Origin of the sequence: Paenibacillus sp. p3-SID867, assembly GCF_025142895.1 — a bacterium.
In the GTDB taxonomy this organism is placed as follows: Bacteria; Bacillota; Bacilli; order Paenibacillales; family Paenibacillaceae; genus Paenibacillus_AQ.
Genome location: NZ_JAMBDM010000013.1, coordinates 105,812 through 127,114 on the forward strand (window position 1 = coordinate 105,812; position 21,303 = coordinate 127,114).

Annotated in this window: 21 protein-coding genes; 20 read left to right on the forward strand and 1 reads right to left on the reverse strand. The window is 47.9% G+C overall.

Features of this window, described 5'->3' with window-relative positions; all coding sequences use genetic code 11:
• Nucleotides 1-87: 87 nt before the first annotated feature.
• The 13 genes from M4D81_RS24330 to M4D81_RS24390 all read left to right on the forward strand — a co-directional run bounded on the left by M4D81_RS24330 (nucleotide 88) and on the right by M4D81_RS24390 (nucleotide 14,015).
• Nucleotides 88-1,626, forward strand: a complete 1,539-nt coding sequence (locus tag M4D81_RS24330; RefSeq protein WP_260068324.1) for an extracellular solute-binding protein — start codon at nucleotides 88-90, stop codon at nucleotides 1,624-1,626.
• Nucleotides 1,627-1,712: 86 nt separating this feature from the next.
• A complete protein-coding gene (locus M4D81_RS24335) occupies nucleotides 1,713-2,609 on the forward strand; it encodes an ABC transporter permease (protein WP_260068325.1) in 897 nt (298 codons plus the stop codon).
• Nucleotides 2,610-3,476 (forward strand): carbohydrate ABC transporter permease, encoded by an 867-nt coding sequence (locus tag M4D81_RS24340; protein WP_260068326.1) that lies wholly within the window; start codon nucleotides 2,610-2,612, stop codon nucleotides 3,474-3,476.
• 48 nt (nucleotides 3,477-3,524) lie between these two features.
• Nucleotides 3,525-4,238: a glycerophosphodiester phosphodiesterase gene (locus M4D81_RS24345; protein WP_260068327.1), complete on the forward strand. Its 714-nt coding sequence runs from the start codon at nucleotides 3,525-3,527 to the stop codon at nucleotides 4,236-4,238.
• Between the two features lie 260 nt (nucleotides 4,239-4,498).
• Complete coding sequence (locus M4D81_RS24350; protein ID WP_260068328.1) at nucleotides 4,499-5,758, forward strand: MFS transporter; 1,260 nt, start codon at nucleotides 4,499-4,501, stop codon at nucleotides 5,756-5,758.
• 359 nt (nucleotides 5,759-6,117) lie between these two features.
• Nucleotides 6,118-6,393 carry an acyl carrier protein gene (locus tag M4D81_RS24355; RefSeq protein ID WP_071220754.1) on the forward strand — a complete coding sequence of 92 codons (276 nt, stop codon included), beginning with the start codon at nucleotides 6,118-6,120 and terminating at the stop codon, nucleotides 6,391-6,393.
• Complete coding sequence (locus M4D81_RS24360; protein WP_260068329.1) at nucleotides 6,380-7,894, forward strand: ATP-grasp domain-containing protein; 1,515 nt, start codon at nucleotides 6,380-6,382, stop codon at nucleotides 7,892-7,894. Before M4D81_RS24355 ends, M4D81_RS24360 begins: the two co-directional genes overlap by 14 nt.
• 22 nt (nucleotides 7,895-7,916) lie before the next feature.
• Nucleotides 7,917-9,023 (forward strand): glycosyltransferase family protein, encoded by a 1,107-nt coding sequence (locus tag M4D81_RS24365; RefSeq protein WP_260068330.1) that lies wholly within the window; start codon nucleotides 7,917-7,919, stop codon nucleotides 9,021-9,023.
• On the forward strand, nucleotides 8,995-10,170 hold the full coding sequence (locus M4D81_RS24370; protein WP_260068331.1) for a radical SAM protein: 1,176 nt from the start codon (nucleotides 8,995-8,997) through the stop codon (nucleotides 10,168-10,170). The genes M4D81_RS24365 and M4D81_RS24370 overlap by 29 nt, the downstream gene beginning before the upstream one ends.
• Before the next feature lie 60 nt (nucleotides 10,171-10,230).
• Nucleotides 10,231-11,214, forward strand: coding sequence for an ABC transporter ATP-binding protein (locus M4D81_RS24375; RefSeq protein WP_260068332.1), 984 nt, complete (start codon nucleotides 10,231-10,233; stop codon nucleotides 11,212-11,214).
• Nucleotides 11,211-12,020, forward strand: a complete 810-nt coding sequence (locus tag M4D81_RS24380) for an ABC transporter permease (protein ID WP_260068333.1) — start codon at nucleotides 11,211-11,213, stop codon at nucleotides 12,018-12,020. The genes M4D81_RS24375 and M4D81_RS24380 overlap by 4 nt, the downstream gene beginning before the upstream one ends.
• A gap of 36 nt (nucleotides 12,021-12,056) precedes the next feature.
• A complete protein-coding gene (locus M4D81_RS24385) occupies nucleotides 12,057-12,836 on the forward strand; it encodes an ABC transporter permease (protein ID WP_260068334.1) in 780 nt (259 codons plus the stop codon).
• Between the two features lie 135 nt (nucleotides 12,837-12,971).
• Nucleotides 12,972-14,015: a hypothetical protein gene (locus M4D81_RS24390; RefSeq protein ID WP_260068335.1), complete on the forward strand. Its 1,044-nt coding sequence runs from the start codon at nucleotides 12,972-12,974 to the stop codon at nucleotides 14,013-14,015.
• A gap of 147 nt (nucleotides 14,016-14,162) precedes the next feature.
• Here M4D81_RS24390 and M4D81_RS24395 read toward each other — a convergent pair whose 3' ends face one another.
• A complete protein-coding gene (locus M4D81_RS24395) occupies nucleotides 14,163-14,777 on the reverse strand; it encodes a TetR/AcrR family transcriptional regulator (RefSeq protein ID WP_260068336.1) in 615 nt (204 codons plus the stop codon).
• Nucleotides 14,778-15,126: 349 nt separating this feature from the next.
• On the opposite strand from M4D81_RS24395, the gene M4D81_RS24400 reads away from it, so the two are divergent.
• The 7 genes from M4D81_RS24400 to M4D81_RS24430 all read left to right on the forward strand — a co-directional run bounded on the left by M4D81_RS24400 (nucleotide 15,127) and on the right by M4D81_RS24430 (nucleotide 21,157).
• On the forward strand, nucleotides 15,127-16,125 hold the full coding sequence (locus M4D81_RS24400) for a phosphotransferase enzyme family protein (RefSeq protein ID WP_260068337.1): 999 nt from the start codon (nucleotides 15,127-15,129) through the stop codon (nucleotides 16,123-16,125).
• Nucleotides 16,126-16,375: 250 nt separating this feature from the next.
• On the forward strand, nucleotides 16,376-16,711 hold the full coding sequence (locus M4D81_RS24405; RefSeq protein WP_260068338.1) for a hypothetical protein: 336 nt from the start codon (nucleotides 16,376-16,378) through the stop codon (nucleotides 16,709-16,711).
• Between the two features lie 178 nt (nucleotides 16,712-16,889).
• Nucleotides 16,890-17,474 carry a TetR/AcrR family transcriptional regulator gene (locus M4D81_RS24410; RefSeq protein WP_260068339.1) on the forward strand — a complete coding sequence of 195 codons (585 nt, stop codon included), beginning with the start codon at nucleotides 16,890-16,892 and terminating at the stop codon, nucleotides 17,472-17,474.
• A gap of 139 nt (nucleotides 17,475-17,613) precedes the next feature.
• Nucleotides 17,614-18,828, forward strand: coding sequence for an MFS transporter (locus tag M4D81_RS24415; protein ID WP_260068340.1), 1,215 nt, complete (start codon nucleotides 17,614-17,616; stop codon nucleotides 18,826-18,828).
• Between the two features lie 228 nt (nucleotides 18,829-19,056).
• The gene (locus M4D81_RS24420; RefSeq protein WP_260068341.1) at nucleotides 19,057-19,389 is read left to right on the forward strand and encodes an ArsR/SmtB family transcription factor; all 333 of its coding nucleotides are present in this window, start codon (nucleotides 19,057-19,059) and stop codon (nucleotides 19,387-19,389) included.
• A gap of 28 nt (nucleotides 19,390-19,417) precedes the next feature.
• Nucleotides 19,418-20,278 (forward strand): aldo/keto reductase, encoded by an 861-nt coding sequence (locus tag M4D81_RS24425; protein ID WP_260068342.1) that lies wholly within the window; start codon nucleotides 19,418-19,420, stop codon nucleotides 20,276-20,278.
• Between the two features lie 102 nt (nucleotides 20,279-20,380).
• The gene (locus M4D81_RS24430; protein ID WP_311200699.1) at nucleotides 20,381-21,157 is read left to right on the forward strand and encodes a DeoR/GlpR family DNA-binding transcription regulator; all 777 of its coding nucleotides are present in this window, start codon (nucleotides 20,381-20,383) and stop codon (nucleotides 21,155-21,157) included.
• The last annotated feature ends 146 nt before the right edge of the window (nucleotides 21,158-21,303 follow it).

Here is a 21,303-nt window from a genome sequence, read left to right on the forward strand (position 1 = left end):
TATGTGAAAAAGTGACCCCGGACAACAAGATATATTAAAGATGCATGAAGGACAAATTCCAAAAATTCGTAATGGAGGTCACCCGAAGTGAAAAGAACGTTATCAATGATCCTGGTTATGAGTCTGGTGTTATTGTCGATCGTTGGATGCACATCCACGGGAAAAGAGGATGCAGGTACGGCTTCCGGTGCGAACGGAGAGAAAGACGATTCCAAGAAAATAAAAATCGATATGATGATCGCTTCATGGAAGGGTGGGGGCTGGCCGGACAACCATCATCCGATTATCAAGCATATCAATGAAAAATTTAATGTGGATTTGCAGATTCAATGGGTTCCGAATGCCAATTTTGCCGAGAAACTGAACGTGATCGCCGCATCCGGCAAACTGCCGGATATTATACGCATGGATAGTCCAAGCCTATACTTGAAATGGGTGGAGCAGGGCGTGTTCCTGGATTTAAAGCCGCATTTACCCGAATATTCAAATTTGCAAAACATAGCAAAGCCGGAAGAATGGGCGCTGCTGAACCCGAAAGATCAAATCTTCGGCATTCCGATATACGCCACAGCCCAAAACACAATTTATGTAAGAGCGGACTGGCTTACTAAGCTGGGAATCCCCGTACCCACTGCAGAGCAATTCACCATCGATACTTTTTATGAAATAGCCAAAGCTTTCACGACCCAGGATCCGGACGGCAACGGGAAGAACGATACCTTCGGATTCTCGGCGCTTGGCAACTCGAGCCTTATGGGAATACCGGAGCTGTTTGCAGCATTCGGATTGGCGAACGGCTGGAAGGAAGAGGGCGGCCAGCTGATACCGATGCAAACCCAATCGGAAGAATGGAAAGCATTCCTTACTTTCATGAATCGCGCCTATAAGGAAGGCGTGCTTGACAAAGACTTCATTACCAACACGAATTTCAATGAGAAATACGCGCAAGGTAAAGTAGGCTTTGCCGACATGCATTATCAGTTTAGCCAACAAACCAATCAGCAGCTGCAGACCATTTCCCCAGGAGCCGAGTTCGTGGAGCTGGCGCCGCCGATGGGAGCAAACGGAACGCGGGGCACATCCACGCCTACGAGCGGAACCATTAAGGTCGTTTTAAGCAAGGACGTCGATGCTGAGAAGCGGGATCGCATTCTGGAAATGTTCGATTGGTGGGTTTCTCCCGAAGGGGAAGACATCCTCAAGAATGGAATTGAAAATATCCATTACAAGAAAAACAGCAATGGAGCTTATGAGATGACCGATGAATTGAAGGCTGAAGGTGAGGGGCGTCAAAGTCTCTTGTGGAACTGGGTATTGCGAAACAATTCCAATACGTTTAACACGTACAAATGGAGCGACCCGACTTGGGCAAAGGAAATGGAGCAATCCATTGATAACGCAGGCAAATATCCATATAAGAACGCGTCCGACGCTTACATCTTCTCGTCAGCCACATACTTGGCGAAGGGGACAGCCCTAAACGAAAGTTTCCATAAATCCGTCATCGAAATCATTGCAGGCAAAAAACCGGTGGAACGTATAGATGAAGCGATCGCGGAATGGAAGCGAGACGGCGGAGACAAGATCATGGAGGAAGTGAATGCCGCTTATACAGCGAATCCATAACGTTCGCCTGAAGGACCCGAGCGGCTCCAGCTGCTCGGGTCCTTTTATTAATTCTGTCAGGTTTATAACAATGGAGGATTGAATGAATGAATGCTTACTGGAAAAGGGCATTTCCAATCTATTTCATGATACTGCCGGGTATTCTCTTTTTTATCATTTTCAAATATATTCCGATGTTCGGGATCTCCGTTGCCTTCCTGGAATATAGCCCGTTCAAGGGAATTGCAGGAAGCGAGTGGGTAGGACTTCATTATTTTCGCAGATTGTTTGCCGAAGGCGATTTCCTGCTGCTGCTCAAAAATACGCTGCTCCTCAATCTGCTGGATGTACTGTTCTTTTTTCCGGCTCCTATTCTGGTCGCGCTGCTGTTGAATGAGGTTAGAGCGAAGCGTTTCAAGACGGCTGTCCAAACCATTTTATATGCGCCCAATTTTATTTCCTGGGTCGTAATCGTCGGCATTACCATTGTGTTATTCGCAACCGGCTCCGGAGGTTTCAATCAATTATTGGAGAATGTTGGACTGGATCGAATTGAATGGATGACGGATCCCCGGTATTTTCGGTGGGTCTGGCTAGTCCAAAATATTTGGCAGGGTGCTGGATGGGGAGCGATTATTTATCTCGCAGCTTTATCGGGCATAGACCCGACATTGTATGAGGCGGCTATGATGGATGGCGCAAACCGTTGGCGCCAAGTTTGGCATATTACGCTTCCCGGCCTGCAAAGCGTCATTGTCATTATGTTTATTTTACGGTTCGGACACATGTTGGACCTTGGTTTCGAGCATATTTTTCTGCTGCAGAATCCGATGAATCAAGATGTATCCGAGGTATTTGAAACATTCATATACAAAACGGGTCTGGTTCAAGGCGATTACAGTTATTCGACAGCCGTAGGATTGTTTAAATCCGCAGTCGGCTTGGTGATGGTGCTGCTCGTCAACCGCCTGGCCAAAAAAACGGGGCAGGAGGGAGTGTTTTAAATGCGGCACCTGAGAGGTCTTGACCTGTTGTTCACGATCATGGTCTACAGTTTCCTTTTGCTGGCGGCAGCGATGGCTATTTTCCCTTTGTTTTATGTACTCTCGGTTTCTTTCTCGACGGAATACGAGTATTTGACGCGCGGTTTCTTCGTGATACCCAAGCAGTTCACCCTGGATGGTTACTTGTATCTACTGTCGCATCCAGGGTTTATCTCCGCCTTCCGCAATGCGGTTATCATTAGCGCTGTGGGAACGGCGCTGAATATCGTGCTGACCTCTCTCATGGCATACGGGTTGTCCAAGCGGTGGCTGAAGTTTCGAAATTCACTGAATTTCATGGTGTTTTTTACGATGCTGTTCTCGGGCGGCATGATACCAACCTATTTGGTCGTCCGATCGCTCCATCTCCTGGACAGCTTTTGGGCCATCTGGTTAAGCACCGCGATTGCACCTTTTAACGTTATTGTGATGAGGAGTTTCTTTCAGTCCATGCCGCTCGAGCTTGAGGAATCGGCCAGAATGGACGGGAGCGGGGAGTGGCGCCTGTTTTTGTCGATGATCGTCCCGTTGTCCATGCCGGTTATAGCTACCTTTACCTTGTTTTATCTTGTAACTAACTGGAATACGTATTTCTCTGCCATCTTATATTTAAACGATGCTAAATTAATGCCGCTGCAGGTATTCTTAAGGCAGATGCTGGTGGAGGATGATCCTACGATATCCAATGCCACCAATGTGTTATATAAATATACGCCTGCTGCCAAAATGGCGGCGATTATTTTGACGGCGCTGCCGCTGCTGGTTATTTATCCGTTTATGCAAAAGCATTTTAATCAAGGAGCCATGCTGGGGTCGATCAAAGGATGATTGCCGCTTGTATGGTCAACTAAATCGGATTATGAGGTGAGCAATTAGATGAATAGTAAACCCAAATATGTCGCCCATCGCGGATTGAGTTTGCATGCTCCCGAGAATACCATCCCAGCCTTTGAGTTAGCGGGCAAATCGGATTTCTGGGGCATTGAATGCGATACCTATTGCACAACGGATGGCCGCTGGATCGTCCATCATGACCGCACCGTCGACCGTATGACGAACGGTACCGGGAGGACGAAGGATTTCTCATATGAGGAGATCCGCAAACTGCATATCGTGGCAGGAAATGGGATCGGGAACTACTCCAGCCTGCACATACCTACGCTTGAGGAAGTGCTGTCCGTCTGTTTGTCCTACGGCATGCATGCCTTTATCGAAATCGAGGAATATCACCAAGAGTGTGATCTGGAGAAGTTAGTTGCGCTTGTCCGCGGTTCCGGCATGCTTGCCCAATGCAGTTTCATATGTTTCAATGCCGATGATCTGTTGAAGGTGCGGGCTATCGACGATAGGGTGCCGCTCGGCTATTTATCGTCCAAACCGCCAGCCCCTGCAGACCTGGAGTTTATCGGCCGATTGCAGCCTGCCTTTCTGGATTACGATTATCGTTCAACGACTCCCGAGGACGTACGAAACTGCAGAAGGGCCGGAATTGACGTTTCGATGTGGACCGTTAACGAACAGGAAATTTCAAAGCCGTTTGAAGAGGCGGGAGCCGCTTATATTACAACGGACACGATTTTGTGGTCATGATGGTTCTAGGATATCCTTCCTCACCGAAGTGAAGGTTTATTTGTTGAAAAGTCTGGAAGTTGTCTATACAGTTAATGAGAAGAAACTGTGTGTGCCTATCTTTGCGCAGCTTCTCGTGAAAATCGGTAGAGCCTAATTGTCTTCCCGCATTCGAGGATCTCTGATGGACGTAAAATGAGCAATTAAAAAGAAATATCGCACTTCGTTTTAAGTTAAAATGAGTATAATTCGCGTGAGATCATACACGAAAGGGTGGGACGATGTCAGAAATCGTAGATGACAAGAAAAGCCATTGGAAGAGGAACATCATTCTCTTCTTAAGCAGCCAGACACTGTCGTTGTTTGGATCTGCCTTGGTGCAATATGCCATCATGTGGTACATTACACTAACTACGCAGTCAGGCCTCATGATGACGCTGTATATTATTTGCGGATTCATTCCGACGTTTTTGCTGTCGCCGTTTGCTGGCGTTTGGGCGGACCGCTACAACCGTAAATCACTCATTATGATTGCGGATGCTATGATCGCGGTGGTTACGCTGATTTTGGCCATTACGTTTATGCTTGGCTACCAAGCGATTTGGCTGCTGTTTGTCATTTCTGCCGTACGCGCACTCGGGGCAGGCATTCAGACACCAGCGGTCGGAGCGATATTGCCTCAAATCGTGCCGCAAGAGAAGCTAACCAAAGTTAACGGCATCAACGGCAGTCTACAAGCGCTGACCATGTTCGTAGCACCCATCGTCAGCGCGGCTTTGCTCACCATGGCAACGATCGAGGTGATCTTTTTTATCGACGTCGTTACGGCTGCGATCGCGATATTCACCTTGCTTGTCTTTCTCAAAATTCCGCTGCACAAAAAGGCTTCTGATACGCAAAGCACAGGCTACCTGGACGACTTCAAGGAGGGCTTGGCGTATATTAAACAGCATGCCTTTTTAAAATCCTTTTTTATCTTCTTCGCTATTTTCTTTGTGCTTATGGCACCAGCTGCCTTTCTGACTCCGCTGCAGGTTACCCGCAGCTTCGGTGACGACGTATGGCGTTTGACGGCAATCGAGATCGCGTTTTCCGTCGGCATGATGGCAGGAGGAGGGATTATCGCGTCATGGGGCGGTTTCAAAAATAAAGTGTACACGATGGCGATTGCCAGCCTCATCATGGCTGTATCCACTTTTGCGCTCGGCATTGTCCCTGTATTCTGGATTTACTTAGCCATCATGGCCGTGTTCGGAGTAGCGATGCCCATATTTAATACGCCGACCACCGTCATGCTGCAGGAGAAGGTGGACGAAAATTATTTGGGACGGATATTCGGTGTCTTCGGGATGATCTCGACTTCCATGATGCCCATCGGGATGCTGATATTCGGACCGCTTGCCGACGTGGTCAAAATTGAATGGCTGCTGGTCGGTACCGGACTGTTTATGCTCGTGCTTACTGTGTTCTTCGCACGCAACAAGCGATTGGTCGAAGCGGGCATGCCGCTTCCGAAAGAGCAAGAGGCCGCAACGGATTAAAGCTTCAATGCCTGGACAGAAAATGGACATACCAAAACGAAACATTAAAATAGTGTCCCGGGCGGGCTTCCTGTTGCCAAGGCACTATAAAGCATATGCCACGTCATAAGTAGAAGGAGCTAGTGACCTTTTTTGAGGTTACAGCTCCTTTTTATCGTGAGATCGGGCGCAGCATTCGGCAATGTTCACTCTATCGAATCAGGTTATATTTTTAGTTGACAGATTTTAACACCAGGAAGATAATAATTGTAACTATGGAAAAAGGAGGGAATCGTCTAAGGAGTTTGTATTCAAATGGAATCTCTAATCGTAAGGATTCGGTTGTACCTCGTATATTAACCCTTTAAAGGAGTGTAGTCATGTACGATAAAATCGTAGACATTTTGTGCTCTATCAAGGAAGACCAACCGGAACTCCGCCAAAGCCTGTCCCCCGAAACGGATCTAAACAACGATATAGGCCTCGATTCTCTGCAAATGATCCAGTTTATGCTCAAAGTCGAAGATCAGTTAAACGTGGTCATTGACTATGACCAATTCGATTACGAACACCTCCAGTCGATCGACACATTTATCACTTTCCTGAAAAGCTGCCAATCGCAGGAGCAGCCCTTGTACGAAGATGTCAAACCATGAAACCGGTGTGATTCCGAAAATCGTGATGGGTACCTTCGATCCCGAAACGCGCTGGAGGGATCCGGTGCTGGCCCGGCTGCCCGCGATGCCCGATAAGGACCGAGAATCGATTGTCCTATGTATGGACGAGCTGCTTTTTCCATTTTGCGGACCGGACGACGTCCTTTACATGCGTTGCAAAATCGATCCTTCGCTGCACGAATACCTAAATGGACTGGGTTTTTCTTTTCGGACCCGTTATCACTTTGATTTGAACGAAGAGGATAAACCTTTACCAGGATCGGATGTGTTCAAACAGTGTATGTTCAGCCTTGCAGCCGAACAAGCCCAGGATCTTTTGCCGGCAAACAGGATGCTGAAGACTGCCGCCGCCGGTTATTCAAAGGGAGTGGTCTTGCCGGAATCGATCCCTTCCATATATGCCGCTAACGATTTACGGCAAAGACAATCACCGGATGAGGCTTTGTTCTCTATCGCCGCACACATTTTATCGCCGTACGCTATTACAGCAGAAACGGAAGCTTACCTTCATGCTGCCGAACCGTTTAATTCATTACCGGACATGGAAACGGTTGTACGTGTGAACTCCAAGATATACTCGAGCAGGCTTCTGACTAGAATTGGCGAGAAAAGCTGCGGCATGGAGGCAAACAGCGCTGCGGAAATAGAGGTAATTGGAACTGCCCTTCTGAAACGAGGGCCATATTTGCTGAAAGACCCTTTCGGTGTTTCGGGCAAGGGCAACCTGCTCATCGACAGTGAAGCCATGCAGCGAAGGATCGCGGAGCACTTGCATAAACAGGAGGGGAGCGGATTGCGGGTTCAATTCCTGCTGGAGCCCTTGCTGCCAAAGGTGACCGACTTCAGTTCTCACTGGTTCATCCAGGAGAACGGAAAGACGGAGTTCATCTCCGTACAGCGGATGATGAATCACCAGCAAAACTACAGCGGGTCTATCAAAGCCGATGAAGCTTTTACCGGCATGCTTGAGAACGCCGGTTATTTTACCGTGATAGAGAAAGCGCTCCGGGCTTTGGTCGAGGACGGTTATCACGGCTTTGTCTGCTTTGACTCCATGATACTGGAGGACGGAGAAGTCCTATCCATTGTGGAGATCAATGCCCGCAAATCCATGGGACTGATTAACGCCTATCTCGATAAATGGTCGGAACCGTACGGCCATACCGGCTGGCTTACGTTTTTCTCTCTCGGTCTTCCGGGAGGCTTCACATTCGGGAAACTCCTGCAGGCTCTGCGCGAATCCGGTCTTTTGTTGACAACGCTCGGGGATTACGGGATCGTACCGCTATCATCCAATACCGTCATGGTGAACGAGATTCTGAACCGGCGCCGTATCGCCGAAGGAGTACAGAACAAGCGAGGCGTACCGAAAGGGCGGCTGTATGTATCGGTGGTGGGCCGTGACGACAGACACCGCAGCCAACTGGTCGAAAGCCTGAGGCAGGTGCTCGCCGACTTGTCCGTAAAAGTGTACAACTAAAACTGGAACTTGGAGGCTGCCCATGAATTCATCTTCGGTTACCTTGCTGGCGTCCGGGAATTCTCTCGGCGCATACATTCCGGCTATGCATCTGCACATGTACCTGCAAAGTCGAGGTGTCGGAACAGACGTTCAAGTTCTGGAAAACTTGTATCACGAAGAAGTCCGGCACAAGATTTGGTCCACCCAAAAAGCATTCCATGCTGATTTCTCCGTTGCCCGTATGGGGCATAAGCTGGCCAAGCCCGTTGACTCTTCTCTGGACGAGGAGACGGTTCGGAGGATGCTGGAAGACTGGAGACAGGCCGGTATCTCCCGCTTTGCAGTCTTTACCGGTTTCTGGCTGCCGATTCTGGAGCGTTATAAGGAAGCTGCGGGCATCCCGCTGGATATTCGACTGATTCGGTTGGATGCGATTGATACACCGTCTTATAAGGTGCACAAGCCATTATACCTAGGCTATGACAACGTCTGGTTCTACGATCCTTCAAAGCTGTCGCCGGGCAGCTACCTTGCTTCGGACGAAGAAGAACCTCTGCCTTATGCGCAGCGTACCGGACGCGTTCTGATCCATGGCGGTGGCTGGGGGATCGGGACCTATGCCGGGACGATCTCAGAACTTCAAAAGCTCGGTCACAGCCTTGATGTGATCGTATATGATCCCTCTGAGGTACAGGAGGACGACGGGGTTACACGCTTCTTCGGAACGGAGGCCTCTTGGGATCCGTGGAGCAAGGATGCGCAGGGGTGTCACACGTTTCCGCCGATGGTCCGTTATGTCCGTGAAGACGGTGTTCTCCGGGAGTTTCCGCTCGGGAGTTACTCCGCTTACACGGACCTGATGCGTAATTGCGCGGCAATCATCAGCAAACCGGGGGGAGCGACCTTGAACGACTCGCTGGCATTCGGAATCCCTTTTGTTATGCTGGAACCGTTCGGCGACCATGAGCTTCACAATTCAGCCTATTGGGAATCCCGTGGTTTCGGTATCCGTTTTGCGGAGTGGAAAGCCCGGGGTTTTTCAATACCTAAACTGCAGGAGATTTGCAGATGTTTGCTGGAGCAGCGATCCAAAATCAACCATTATGGGAGGAACATCTATGCAGCCGAAAACAGCAGTTACGTTTGATAAACTGACATTCCGTAATATGAAAAGAACCCTGGTGCCGCTCGCGGAAACGGGAAGGAAGCTCAAGGAGGATCCGACATATGCGGCCCCCGTGCCTTATGAGATCGGGATCAAGCTTAATAACGGCTGCAACCTGCGCTGCAAGCACTGCTTCGAATGGAATCCGGAAGGCTTCCATCACGGCTTTGCCAAAGAAGTAAAGAACGACGAAATCGAGATTCCTGTCGTGGAGAAGCTGTTGGCCGAAACGAGAGAACGCAAATCGCGCGTATTCCTGTGGGGCGGAGAGCCGCTGTTTTACTCCAAGTTTGATGAACTGGCGGAGCTGCTGGCCAAAGAAGACCGTTACACAACGATTTGTACGAACGCGATCCTCATTGAGAAGAAGCTGGATTCCATCTTGAAAATGTCAGAAAATCTGGTCATGCTGATCAGCCTGGAAGGCTTCGAGAAAGAGAATGACGCGATCAGGGGCAAAGGCACGTTCAAGAAAGTGATCCACGCCATAGAGCTGCTTCTGGATTTGCAAAAGCAGGGACTGTACAAAGGCAAAGTGTCCGTAGCTCTGACGGTAAATGACCAGATGGTCGGCCAGCTATACAGCTTTATGGAATTCTTCGAAGAGATGGGCGTAGATTCGGTATATTTCTGCTTCCCTTGGTACATCCCTTCCGGGACGGCGGAGAAAATGGACGCCTACTTCGATGCTCATTTCCCGCACCTTGCCTCCCGCTTCGCGGACGACCATAAGAACAGCTGGCACTCCTTCACGTTCCACATCTCGCCGGACCATTTCGACACGCTGATTGAAGAGCTGAAACGTGTCAATTCGCGTGTATGGAATGTACGGATACGCTATCAACCGGCACTGGAGCCTGAAGAGGTGGAAGGGTTTATCCGGGGAAGCGAGAAGCCTGCCATGAACCGGACGAAGTGCTTCTCGATCTCGAACCGGATGGACGTAATGCCGGACGGCAAAGTGAATCCGTGCAAGTTTTTCCCGGAATTCAGTGTCGGCAATCTGTATGAAGATAGCGTGGCGGATATTTTCCATGGCGAAGATCTTCGGAAACAGCGTGAGGTTCTGGCATGCGGTCTGATGCCGATTTGCTCAAAATGCGTACTGCTTTATAACAATGGAGTTTAAGCGTTTAAACTTTATGCCGTTCAATCAGGCAAATCAGGCAAACGTTTGGGAGGAGCGGAGATGGATTTTATCCGTGTGCGGGAGCTGCACAAATCGTTTGTGTATTACCGGAAACAAGCCGGGCTCAAACATTCATTAAAAAATTTGTTTGCCCGCAAGTCACTGGTGAAGGAAGCGGTTAAATCCGTTTCCTTCGATATCGGTCCCGGCGAGTGTGTCGGATTTCTCGGGCCCAATGGGGCGGGCAAGACCACAACGCTCAAAATGTTATCGGGCATTCTATATCCCACGAGTGGCGAGGCCGATGTACTCGGCTATGTGCCGTGGGAGCGAAAGAACGAGTTCAAGCGGCTGTTCTCCATTGTGATGGGCCAGAAAAACCAGCTTTGGTGGGACCTTCCCGCCAGCGAGTCGATTTATTTGAACAAATGTATTTATGACGTGGACGATGATCTCTACCGTCGGAGTCTTGCCGAGCTATCGGAAATGCTCGATGTGCAGGACCTTCTGGATGTGCAGGTGCGCCGGCTGTCCCTGGGGGAGCGGATGAAAATGGAGCTCATCGCCGCACTGATCCATCAGCCTAAGCTGCTTTATCTTGATGAGCCGACGATCGGCCTCGATTTCCCTTCGCAGAAGAAGGTCAGGGAGTTTCTGAAATACTACAATGAACAGTTCGGTGCGTCGATCCTGCTGACGAGCCACTACATGAAGGATGTGGAGGACCTGTGCAAGCGGACGATCATTATTAATGAAGGCAGTATTCTGTATGACGGTGATCTTCACAAAATCAACGATCTTTTTGACGAGCAGAAAATTATTAGGTTGCAGTTCTCCGAACCCGTTGCCGAGCACCGGTTGGCCAAATTCGGGAAAATCGTCAGCGCAGACGACTACAACGCTGTTTTGGAGCTGCCAAAGTACAGGTTGAAGGAAGTGTCGCGTGCCGTGCTCGATTCCTTTCCGATCGTTGACTGGACGATCGAGGACGTGGCGATCGAGGAGAGCATATCGATGCTCTACCGCAAGGAATCCGTCGGATGAACAGACGCAAATTGTATAAGGCTGTGTTTTCAATGGGCGTCCAGCATTCGATGGAATACCGTTTTCATTTTTTTCTTGGTCTAGTGGGGGCCGCGTTTCCGATTCTTGTCCAGTATTTCATCTGGACGGCGGTGTACCGGCATTCCGGTCAGGCTGCGCTGTTCTCGTATTCGTACGGTCAAATTATTTTGTATACGATCTTGGCGGGATTGGTGTCCAAGCTGATTGCGACTCAGTTCGAACACCAGATTGCCGACGATATCAAAAACGGCGGTCTTAACAAGTATTTGATCAAACCGGTCAGCTATTTCGGATATCGGCTGGTGTCTTTTTTCGGTCAGAAGGCGATCTACTACGGGATTACGGCTTTGCTGCTCGTCGGAATTATTGGGTTCGCATCTGCAGGTGGCGTGCTGGAGCTTCAGGCCATACGCCTGATCTTGTTCGCGGTTACGCTGTCGGGGGCGCTTTTGCTCAATTTTCTGATCGCTTACTGCATCTGCGCGAGTGCTTTTTATCTGCATGAGATCTCTTATTTTTTTGTCATTACAAGTCTGCTCGTCAATATTTTGAGCGGAGGCATGTTTCCGCTCGAGATTTTCGGGGAGTCGGTTGTGAAGGCGCTTCAGTACACGCCATTCCCATATACGATTTATTTTCCGGTCAATATCCTCAGCGGCAAAGCGGAAGCGGCGGCTATGTACCAAGGGCTGCTCATCCAGTGTGGGTGGATTCTGCTGTTCTTCTGGTTATCCCGTCTGACGTGGCGCATTTCCATGAAGAAATATTCGGCAGCAGGGGGGTAGCGGACGCTGCATATGTTTAAAATCACGAGGAAATACATGCGTTTGTACGGTTTATTCATCAAAAATTGTCTCATCGCCCAAATGGAGTTTCGGGGCAATTTTATGATGAGCCTGCTGGTCGAATCCGTCTACCTGCTTGCCAAGCTGCTATATGTGCTGGTCGTGTTCCGCACCGATCTTCATGTTGATGGCATACCGCCCGAGGGGCTGCTTCTATTTATAGGCATGCACACGGTGGTGACCGGAATTTATGTCGGCCTGTTTTTTACAAATTTCATGAAAATTCCGGAATATGTTAAAGACGGTTCGCTTGATTTGATGCTGACGAAGCCGGTATCCCTTCAGTTCATGGCTTCCTTGCGTTACGTCGATTTGGCGCTGCCGATCCCGGATATTCTGGTTGGGTTCGTCATGATCGGCATCGGCTGGCATGCGATGGATATTCCGCTGACGTTCCTGCAACTCGCGGGTTTTGCCCTGCTGCTGCTCGTCTCCGTTGTCATCACTTACTGCCTGATGATTATCCCGGCGCTGCTTTCATTCTGGTTCGTCCAGACGGGCTCTGTGTCGGAGATCGCGCATTCCGTTTGGGACGCCAACAATTTCCCTATGGCTATATACCCGGCCTGGGTCCGGCGGATCGGGACTTTTGTTATTCCTCTATTCCTTATTACCAATTTCGGACCGATGTTTCTGCTTGGGCAGATTAACTGGCTCCATGCGGGCTTGGCACTGGCCGCTTCGCTTCTGCTCTTTGCAGCTGTACGGCTGCTCTGGAAACAAGCCGTGAAAGGTTACAGCAGCGCGAGCAGTTAAGCGGGCAGTTTGGTGGGGCGAAAAAAGCTGAGCTTGCATCCCGCATCAGAGAAGGAAGTAGATGTGTCGGGTTAAATCGTCGGAAGACTGCTATCACGACGATTCCGGATCACTTGTTAGAAAGGGGGGAATCAGATGAACGCGTTTCAGCTACCGGTGGTGAATCCGCCGCTTAAAGGATTTTTGCGGTGGGCCTACACACTTTCCATCACCAGCATCCATGAAGAAACAAAGCCTTGGTTTTACAGCAATTTTATCCAGCTGTTCTGCAAAAAAAACTTTCTGGAGGACGGCAGGCAGTACTATTTTGATTTTTTTCGGGGCAAGCCCAACGAACTGAATTTCAACAACCCGTTTCTTCTCACCTGCTCGGTCAATTATACGATTCTGGAGAGTTTGGCATTGGACGTTTGGCCGAAATTTTTCGCGGATCAGATCCAAAACGGCTATTATTGCGTTGTGTTTTTGGATGAATCCAGGTTATCGCCTGCGGCCACCTATCAGAGAGAGCCGTTCCCGCATCATCTTTTTCTATATGGTTACGATTGGGACGAAAGGGTCTTCAATGCGTCGATGTTCGACCGTACGGGAGTATACCGCAATTTGCAGATCCCGTTCCGGGAGTTTCAGGACGCCGTTCAGTCCATGAGGCATCTTCTAAAGGAGAAGCTCACGGCCGATCATCATACTTACTTTTATAAATACGAGCCGCATTCTCCATATCCTTTTGATAAAACGGCCGCGATTGACCAACTTCGCGATTATCTAAATGGAGAGACCCGTCTCAACCGGATCAATTACAATTCGGACAACGAAGAAGCATTCGGAATCAAGGTATACGACTATTTGCGGCTGTACTATGATGCCGCAGAGGGCAACGATTCCCGGCTCGGTGACCGTAACGATGTAAGACACCTTCATGTGCTCTGGGAGCATAAAAAAATGATGAGCGAGCGGATCGGATACTTGGTGGACGAGGGGATCATCCCGTATGACGAAGAGCTGGTGGCTGGCTACAAGGATATCACCAAAAGGGCGATGAAGCTGAGAGATCAGTACATTCGTCATGAACTTCGCGAAGACCACGAAATGTTTGATCGGCTGAGGCTTCGGTTCGATGAATTCCAAAGCGAAGAGCCTGCTCTCCTGCAAAAACTGATTACACTGCTTGATGGCTGAAAAAATACGGGTGAGAATCCGCGTCCCGGATGCGATGCTTACTGAAAAGACCGGGTTTTCAGCAACAGATGAAGCATGGTTAGAACAAAACCTGCTAGCTATGGCTAGCAGGTTTTGTTGTTCATTAATGGTTAAATGATGTTCTCGTTAGCCTGACTGCGTCGATAAGGCATCCCATACGCTCATCAGTTGAGTGATGGCAGCATCCATTGCTTCGTATGAAATACCGTCCCGGGCTTGCGTTGATATTCCTTGCAGAAATGTTTCAAATAAGGTTACCAGCATGGGAATATCCGTTGATGCCGGCAACTCTCCATTGGCTGCGGCTCGCTCGATACACTCTGTTAGCCAACCGTGAACCCTTGCCCGTTCCTTGGCAAGCATCTCTCGGATATGTTGTTGCTCGGGTGAACAGTTCACGGCGGACAACACCAACAGACAGCCGAGAGGGTGGGAACTTTCGGTTTGCATTTTAGCCGATCGTCGCAGTCCTTGTTCGATGGCCGCTTTTGATGTCAGGTTTGTATCCCTGAAACTTTCAGAGACTTGTCCATAAGTGGAGATATATTGATCCATCACTTCTCGGAACAGGGATTCTTTTGATTCGAAAGCGGCATAGAAACTCGCTGCAGAAATATCGCCCATTGCAGCACGCAACTGAGCTAGCGAAGTGGATTCGTAGCCGTGTTCCCAGAACAGAAGCATGGCGGCAGCAACTGCCTCGTCACGGTTAAAAGCGCGTGGACGTCCCGTTCGTGCCATATAAATGCCCCTCCTTTATTAATTCTATACTAATCGATCCAGAAGTCCTTGACAAGAGAGAAGAGTTGAATCTAATATATGGAATGATCGATCCATAAATAAATAGACTGGCTGGGCGTGTTGATCTGGTCCTGCTTGTATTTGGAGCATTCGCACTTATCTCGATTTGGATTGTGGGTCTGTTGATAGATCGACACCTGCGACTGCTTGTACTTCTTAGTCTGTTGGCTATTGCGTGGAGTTCGAAGAAACATGGCTTTCCCAGCAAGCCATACCGAATTGGATAGCCAAATTTATATATGATGTTATTATGATCATAAGAATATGGATTCACATGACAGGAGGGCGTATGGACCAAAACATAAAATTAATGTTCTTGGACGAACATGCCATTGAAGGTGCAGCGCGGTTCGGAGTCAGCTCCAAGGAGCTGACCTTCCTTGGAGGATTTCAAAACTTTATATACTCCTACGATCGCAATGATATGAAATATATCCTCCGTTTCACAGCGAGCACTCATCGAACAGGAGAAGAACTTGCAGCTGAAATAGAATGGATTCGTTATCTATCAGAGAATGGTCTGGCAGTATCAGATTCCATATCTTCGATGAATGGAAACGACTTCGAACGAATCCGAGGAACTCATATTGATTTCTACGTGACCTCTTTCAGATATGCGCCTGGTCGTAAAATCGGATACCCGGAATGCCTAGGCAATCCCTTACTTTACGAACAATGTGGACGCGTGACTGGCCGTCTCCATGAACTGTCGAAGCGTTACAACCAAAAGGTAAAAAGGCACACTTGGGAAAACAATGAATACCTCTTACAGGCTCATAAATATATACCGGAAGAGTACCTACCCATTCTTCTTGCGCTTGATGATCTTAAGAGACATTTGTCCAGTCTCCGTGTTACTACTGATCATTTCGGTTTGATACACGGAGATATCAATGTAGGAAATTTTATGGTTGATGAATCAGGGGGAATAACGCTTTTCGACTTCGACGAATGTCAGTATAGTTGGTATGTCGAAGACATTGCGATCCAGCTATATTACTTGCTGTATGTATTTGGGGAAGATTCTAAAGTTGAGCGAAAGGCGCAGTACGAGCTTTTCATGAAACATTTTGAGCGAGGCTATACAGAGGATGGCCGTCAAATGCCTGAGGGCTGGAAGGATCAGTTGGGGCTTTTCCTGAGGCTGCGTGAAATTATCGTAGTCGTCGGCATGCACCGAAGCTGGGATTTAAGTCAACCAGACGATTGGACTCGCGACTTTTTAAGGGATAGCAGGATGCGGATAATACAGGGGGTTTCGTTAATCGACGATTTCCAGTCATCCTAAATGGGAGGATAGGATGGAACAAGCATGGTTATATGCTGGATATATATGGTTTTTATATTAGATAATTCTGGGATTTCATTGATGTTATAATCAAAGTAGAGGCTTTATTTCGAGACGAGGGAGGAGATGGCGGCTGAACAAGCGTACATGGTATATCTTTCTGGCAATTTGTGTCCTGATTCTAATCAGCGCAACGATATATTCGGCGTCACAAAACAGAACATCGTTTAAGGAGATGGTGCTCGATCAGTTGATTGAGCCTAAGACCATCAGCCATATGAGCGTCAGGAAAAATCGGTTCCGTCCGAACGAACAAGAGATACAAATTACAGATCCTTCGGAGATTGAGCGGATTATGAACAGCTTTTCCGAGGTCAAACTGCGTAAAACCAGCAGAGTGGATTACGGTAGCGAAGAATATGAAGTATGGTTTCAGGGCCGAAATGGCCCGACCTTCTCTGTATTCTTCTTTAGCCCTGACCACGTGCGAATCCATAACGGTTCGAGCAATCACAAAAGGTATGGCAAGGAATATAAAATTGTAAACGGCTTCGATCGTGGAGCCATCGAAGATCTATTCAAATAAACGAATGAGGGGAAAGGTCATGGGGATGATGACTTTTCTCTTTTTCATTGTGGAAACCCAGGGCCTTTTGAAGATCATCTCAGTCCGTATCATTTTGAACATCCTCTACTGTTTGAAATAAATACTGGAATGTTCGTTCCGATTGGTATATACTCATGTAGAAAAGGAGGAGGTATCGATGGGACGGACCAAGGAATTTGACCGGGAGCAAGTACTGCGCAAAGCCATGATCGTTTTTTGGGAAAAAGGATATGAAGCTGCAAGCATACCGGATTTATTGGAATCCATGGAGTTGAGCAGATCCAGTATGTACGAAACGTTTCAGGATAAACAGACGCTGTATTACGAGGCCATCCAATATTATAAAAAAATGTCGCAAAAAAAACGCGATCAGATGATACATGCAACTTCTGCGATCGAGGGGATCCGCCAGTATTTCGACCTGCATATCATGAACGCTTTTGCCACGCACGGGGAAGCTTTCCCCAATGGATGTCTGATTACGAATGCTTCCGTTGGTTTGGGTACGGTGGATGAACCCTTGCAGAATACGATTCTCCAAAGCTTTACGGAATTGGAGCAGCTATTTTATGAGACGTTAAAGAAAGGGCAAGAAACGGGAGAAATAGCCCCGGAGAAAGATATTAAAATGTTATCGTACCTGCTGCTGAATCTCAACCATAGCATTAACGTAATGGCCAGAATCCAAAGCGATATTAATAAAGTCCACGGTATGATGAACGCGGTCTTCGAGATGCTGTAAACCTATTTTTTTTCAGGAAACAGGAATGATCATTCCTGAAAAGATTTCCCCTTGCTTATGAGCATAGGAGGGGGGAGTTGTCTCTATTCTGGAACGATCGTTCCTATAATCGAATAATTAAAAAAAGGAGTGTTTATCAATGTCTGAAAACGTAAAGGAAAGAGTGGAGAAATCTGTTTCCACATGGATCACCATGATTCTTGCTGTTGCCTGTGGGTTGATCGCTGCAAATCTTTATTATACACAACCTTTAATTGAATCGATCAGCTCGGCCATAGGGTTATCTTCGGAATCTGCAGGGTTGATCGTCACGCTGACCCAAATCGGCTACGGAATCGGCTTATTATTTATCGTCCCTTTGGGGGATTTGCTTGAAAACCGCAAACTGGTGGTTACGCTGCTGATTCTGACGTCTATTGTTTTGATCATCGCCGCTGAAGCCCGAAGTGCGGCTCTGTTTCTTGCCGCATCCTTGTTTATAGGTGTCGGGGCCGTTGCGGCCCAGATCCTAGTTCCATACGCGGCGCATCTTTCCCCTGAGGAGACGCGTGGACGTAATGTAGGCAACGTAATGAGCGGTCTGTTATTGGGTATTATGCTGGCCCGTCCGGTTTCGAGTATGGTGGATACATATTTCGGCTGGCATGCCATCTTTATGATTTCCTCCGCTATGCTCTTGGTACTGGCTCTTGTATTGGCAAAAGTCCTTCCGGCAAGGCAGCCGCAAACGAAGGACAAATATCCGGTTATCATCTCATCCATGCTGCATCTGCTCAAGACAACGCCGATTCTGCGGCGCCGCGCACTGTATCACGCGTTTTTGTTCGGCATGTTTAGTCTGTTCTGGACAACGGTTCCGCTCGTTTTAACGAGTCCGGTGTTTCATTTTTCTTCAACCGGTGTAGCACTTTTCGCTTTGGCAGGGGTTTCTGGTGCGGCGGCTGCTCCTATTGCTGGCCGCTTTGCAGATAAAGGCCTGATACGTTCGGCAACGGGATTGTCCATCGCGCTGGTGATTCTATCGGGACTTTTGCCGATTATGTTTCCTGGAGGTTCTATATTTTCTATTGCTATCCTCGTAATTGCTGCTATTCTGCTCGACATGGGTGTGTCCGCCAATTTGGTGTTGGGACAGCGAGCGATTTTCGCTTTGGGAGCTGAGGTGCGCAGTCGGCTGAACGGCATGTATATGGCGATCTTTTTTGCGGGTGGAGCCATTGGCTCCGCTGCCGGGGGTTGGGCGTACGCCATGGGCGGCTGGAAAGCGGCAATGTGGGTTGGCGTTCTTTTTCCGATAGTTGCATTGCTGTACTTTTTCACGGAAAAAAGAGGGGCGCACGGCGATCTAAGTTGAACAAATGTTGATTCTTTAAGGAATGCGACATTGATTTTCAATTGGCTCTAGTTGAGAACGTGTGAATATATCGGTGTTTATGTTTGACATAGCCGCGTAAATTCGCGGCTAAATCAATAAGGGAAAATATGGATCTCCATTTGCTTTACCGATAGCATTTCGAATCTTCCAGTGTGTTATTCTAGGTTGGTCAATAAGACTAAACGGTCAAACAAACGGGGGGATTAGGTGAATCAGGAAATCGCAGCTGATATCGCTAAGGAGTTCAAAAACAACCAAAAGGTTCTGATCGCCATCGGTGATGAAACAAGACAAGCCATTCTTAAAACTTTGATAGAGGGATCGCAAAATCCCGGAATGCGAGTGGGAGAGATCAGGTTGAATACTCATCTATCTCGTCCAGCCGTTTCTCATCATTTGAAGATTTTAAAAGATGCTCAGATTGTAAGTGTTCGTAAAGAAGGGACCATCAATTACTATAGACTGGATTCGAAAAGCAAGCTTCTGTCTTTGAAAAATCTAATTCATGTAATCGAAAGAGCGTTGCTGCAATGTGAATAAATCGTAAGAACAGAAGGAGCGGTCACAGATGTATCGAACCGTCGAGGCAGCAAACGGTGTTCAAATTCCTCAGCTTGGTTTTGGCGTATATAAAATCGAGAAGGGAGCGGTCTTTGAAAAAACCATCGCAGCGGCAATTCAATCGGGATATCGTCATTTTGATACAGCGAAAATATACGGCAATGAAGAAGCGTTGGGACGAGAATTGCAAAAAAGCGGTCTTCCACGAGAAGAGTTGTTCATTACTTCCAAGGTATGGACAACCGATCTTGGATATCACGCAACGAAGAAGGCGTTTGAGCAGACCTGTCGGAAACTGAATGTTACGTATCTCGATATGTATTTGATTCATTTTGCTGGCCCTCATTATGAGACGGCATGGGCGGCGATGGAGGATTTGTACATGGAAGGGAGAATTAAAGTCATCGGCGTAGCAAATTTCGAAATCGAGCATTTGGAGCATCTCAAAAAGCAATCTCGGATATCACCGATGATCAATCAGATCGAAACGCACCCAGAGTTTCAACAACACGATTTGCATGATTATATGGTTCGTGATCGGATACTGCATGAAGCATGGGGACCACTGGGACAAGGAAACAAGGCCTTGCTGGAGCATCCGGTTCTCGTTGAGATTGCCCGTAATCATCAAAAGTCAGTTGCACAAGTCATATTACGCTGGCATATAAACCGTGGAATTATTATCATCCCCAAATCGTCAAATTTGCAAAGGATAAAGGAAAACAGCGAAATTTTCGATTTTGACCTAAGCGAGGAAGAAATGGACCGAATCCGGCAGCTAGACACGGGTAACAGATATTCCGTTAACCCGACTGGCTACATGATAAATCCGATTTACATACAGTTGATGAAGCTATTTGTAAAATAAGTGAGGGCTGGATCTTAAACGAAATAGCACAATTCAGTTGAACAGGAGGATTACATGCTTTTTATGGTAAACTTCTAATTAAGAAGTTTAGGCAAGTAAGGAGTGGAGCAGTTGTTTGCTGAGCAGCGGCATCAAATCATTATTCAGAAACTGAATCAGGACAAATCGATCCGAGCGTCGGAGCTCATGGAGCATTTCGGGGTTTCGTTCGAGACGATCAGACGTGACCTGGAATATTTGGAAAGCGAAGGCTATCTGCGGCGGGTGCACGGCGGGGCGATTCTGAAGGAGCCCGACTATAGCCGTGAAATCCCGCTGCCGATCCGCGAATCGATATATATGGAAGAGAAGGCGGAGCTTTCTCAAATCGCGGTACGTTATGTGACCGAGGGGATGTCCATCGCGCTCGATCCCAGTACGACAAACACCCAGATTGCGAAGGCGCTGAAAGCCAAGTTCGATCGATTAACCGTGATTACGAACTCGCTTCCGATCGTCAACGAACTCGTTTCGATGCCAGGATATACGGTGATTATGACCGGGGGCGTTATTCGTCATGAAGAGCAAAGCATCATCGGAGATTTGGCGGAAGAGTTTTCATCACGCTTCCATGCGGATCTGTTCTTTATGAGTATGAGCGGGGTTACGTTGGAAGCAGGGATTACAGATTACGGAGTCGGCGAAATTCAAGTGAAAAAAATAATGCTCGCGAACGCGAAGCGCTGCATCGCCCTTGCAGACAGCAGCAAGTTCGGACAAAATTCATTTATCAAAGTATGCGGGACAGCGGAAGTCGAACGGTTTGTGACGGATTCCAAAATCAACCGGGATATCGTTGAACAATTTCGCAAGAACGGCATCGAAATCGTATACAAATAATAAAAATCCGTATGAACGATTCTTGGTTTCCACGAACCAGGAATCTTTTTTTATTTATTTGGAAGGTGCTTGTTATGGGGTTGTATTTGTGTGTGTTTGTATGTTTCAAATATTCCGACATGGCTCACACAGTTCAACTGTCCTTC

What these genes read in the sequence shown, in the direction of transcription:
- M4D81_RS24335 (WP_260068325.1), top strand. Translation starts at nt 1,713, where the DNA reads ATGAATGCTTACTGGAAAAGGGCATTTCCAATCTATTTCATGATACTG.
- M4D81_RS24370 (WP_260068331.1), top strand. Translation starts at nt 8,995, where the DNA reads ATGCAGCCGAAAACAGCAGTTACGTTTGATAAACTGACATTCCGTAAT.
- M4D81_RS24365 (WP_260068330.1), top strand. Translation starts at nt 7,917, where the DNA reads ATGAATTCATCTTCGGTTACCTTGCTGGCGTCCGGGAATTCTCTCGGC.
- M4D81_RS24375 (WP_260068332.1), top strand. Translation starts at nt 10,231, where the DNA reads ATGGATTTTATCCGTGTGCGGGAGCTGCACAAATCGTTTGTGTATTAC.
- M4D81_RS24355 (WP_071220754.1), top strand. Translation starts at nt 6,118, where the DNA reads ATGTACGATAAAATCGTAGACATTTTGTGCTCTATCAAGGAAGACCAA.
- M4D81_RS24425 (WP_260068342.1), top strand. Translation starts at nt 19,418, where the DNA reads ATGTATCGAACCGTCGAGGCAGCAAACGGTGTTCAAATTCCTCAGCTT.
- M4D81_RS24385 (WP_260068334.1), top strand. Translation starts at nt 12,057, where the DNA reads ATGCGTTTGTACGGTTTATTCATCAAAAATTGTCTCATCGCCCAAATG.
- M4D81_RS24400 (WP_260068337.1), top strand. Translation starts at nt 15,127, where the DNA reads ATGGACCAAAACATAAAATTAATGTTCTTGGACGAACATGCCATTGAA.
- M4D81_RS24350 (WP_260068328.1), top strand. Translation starts at nt 4,499, where the DNA reads ATGTCAGAAATCGTAGATGACAAGAAAAGCCATTGGAAGAGGAACATC.
- M4D81_RS24380 (WP_260068333.1), top strand. Translation starts at nt 11,211, where the DNA reads ATGAACAGACGCAAATTGTATAAGGCTGTGTTTTCAATGGGCGTCCAG.
- M4D81_RS24390 (WP_260068335.1), top strand. Translation starts at nt 12,972, where the DNA reads ATGAACGCGTTTCAGCTACCGGTGGTGAATCCGCCGCTTAAAGGATTT.
- M4D81_RS24345 (WP_260068327.1), top strand. Translation starts at nt 3,525, where the DNA reads ATGAATAGTAAACCCAAATATGTCGCCCATCGCGGATTGAGTTTGCAT.
- M4D81_RS24410 (WP_260068339.1), top strand. Translation starts at nt 16,890, where the DNA reads ATGGGACGGACCAAGGAATTTGACCGGGAGCAAGTACTGCGCAAAGCC.
- M4D81_RS24415 (WP_260068340.1), top strand. Translation starts at nt 17,614, where the DNA reads ATGTCTGAAAACGTAAAGGAAAGAGTGGAGAAATCTGTTTCCACATGG.
- M4D81_RS24395 (WP_260068336.1), bottom strand. Translation starts at nt 14,777, where the DNA reads ATGGCACGAACGGGACGTCCACGCGCTTTTAACCGTGACGAGGCAGTT.
- M4D81_RS24360 (WP_260068329.1), top strand. Translation starts at nt 6,380, where the DNA reads ATGTCAAACCATGAAACCGGTGTGATTCCGAAAATCGTGATGGGTACC.
- M4D81_RS24340 (WP_260068326.1), top strand. Translation starts at nt 2,610, where the DNA reads ATGCGGCACCTGAGAGGTCTTGACCTGTTGTTCACGATCATGGTCTAC.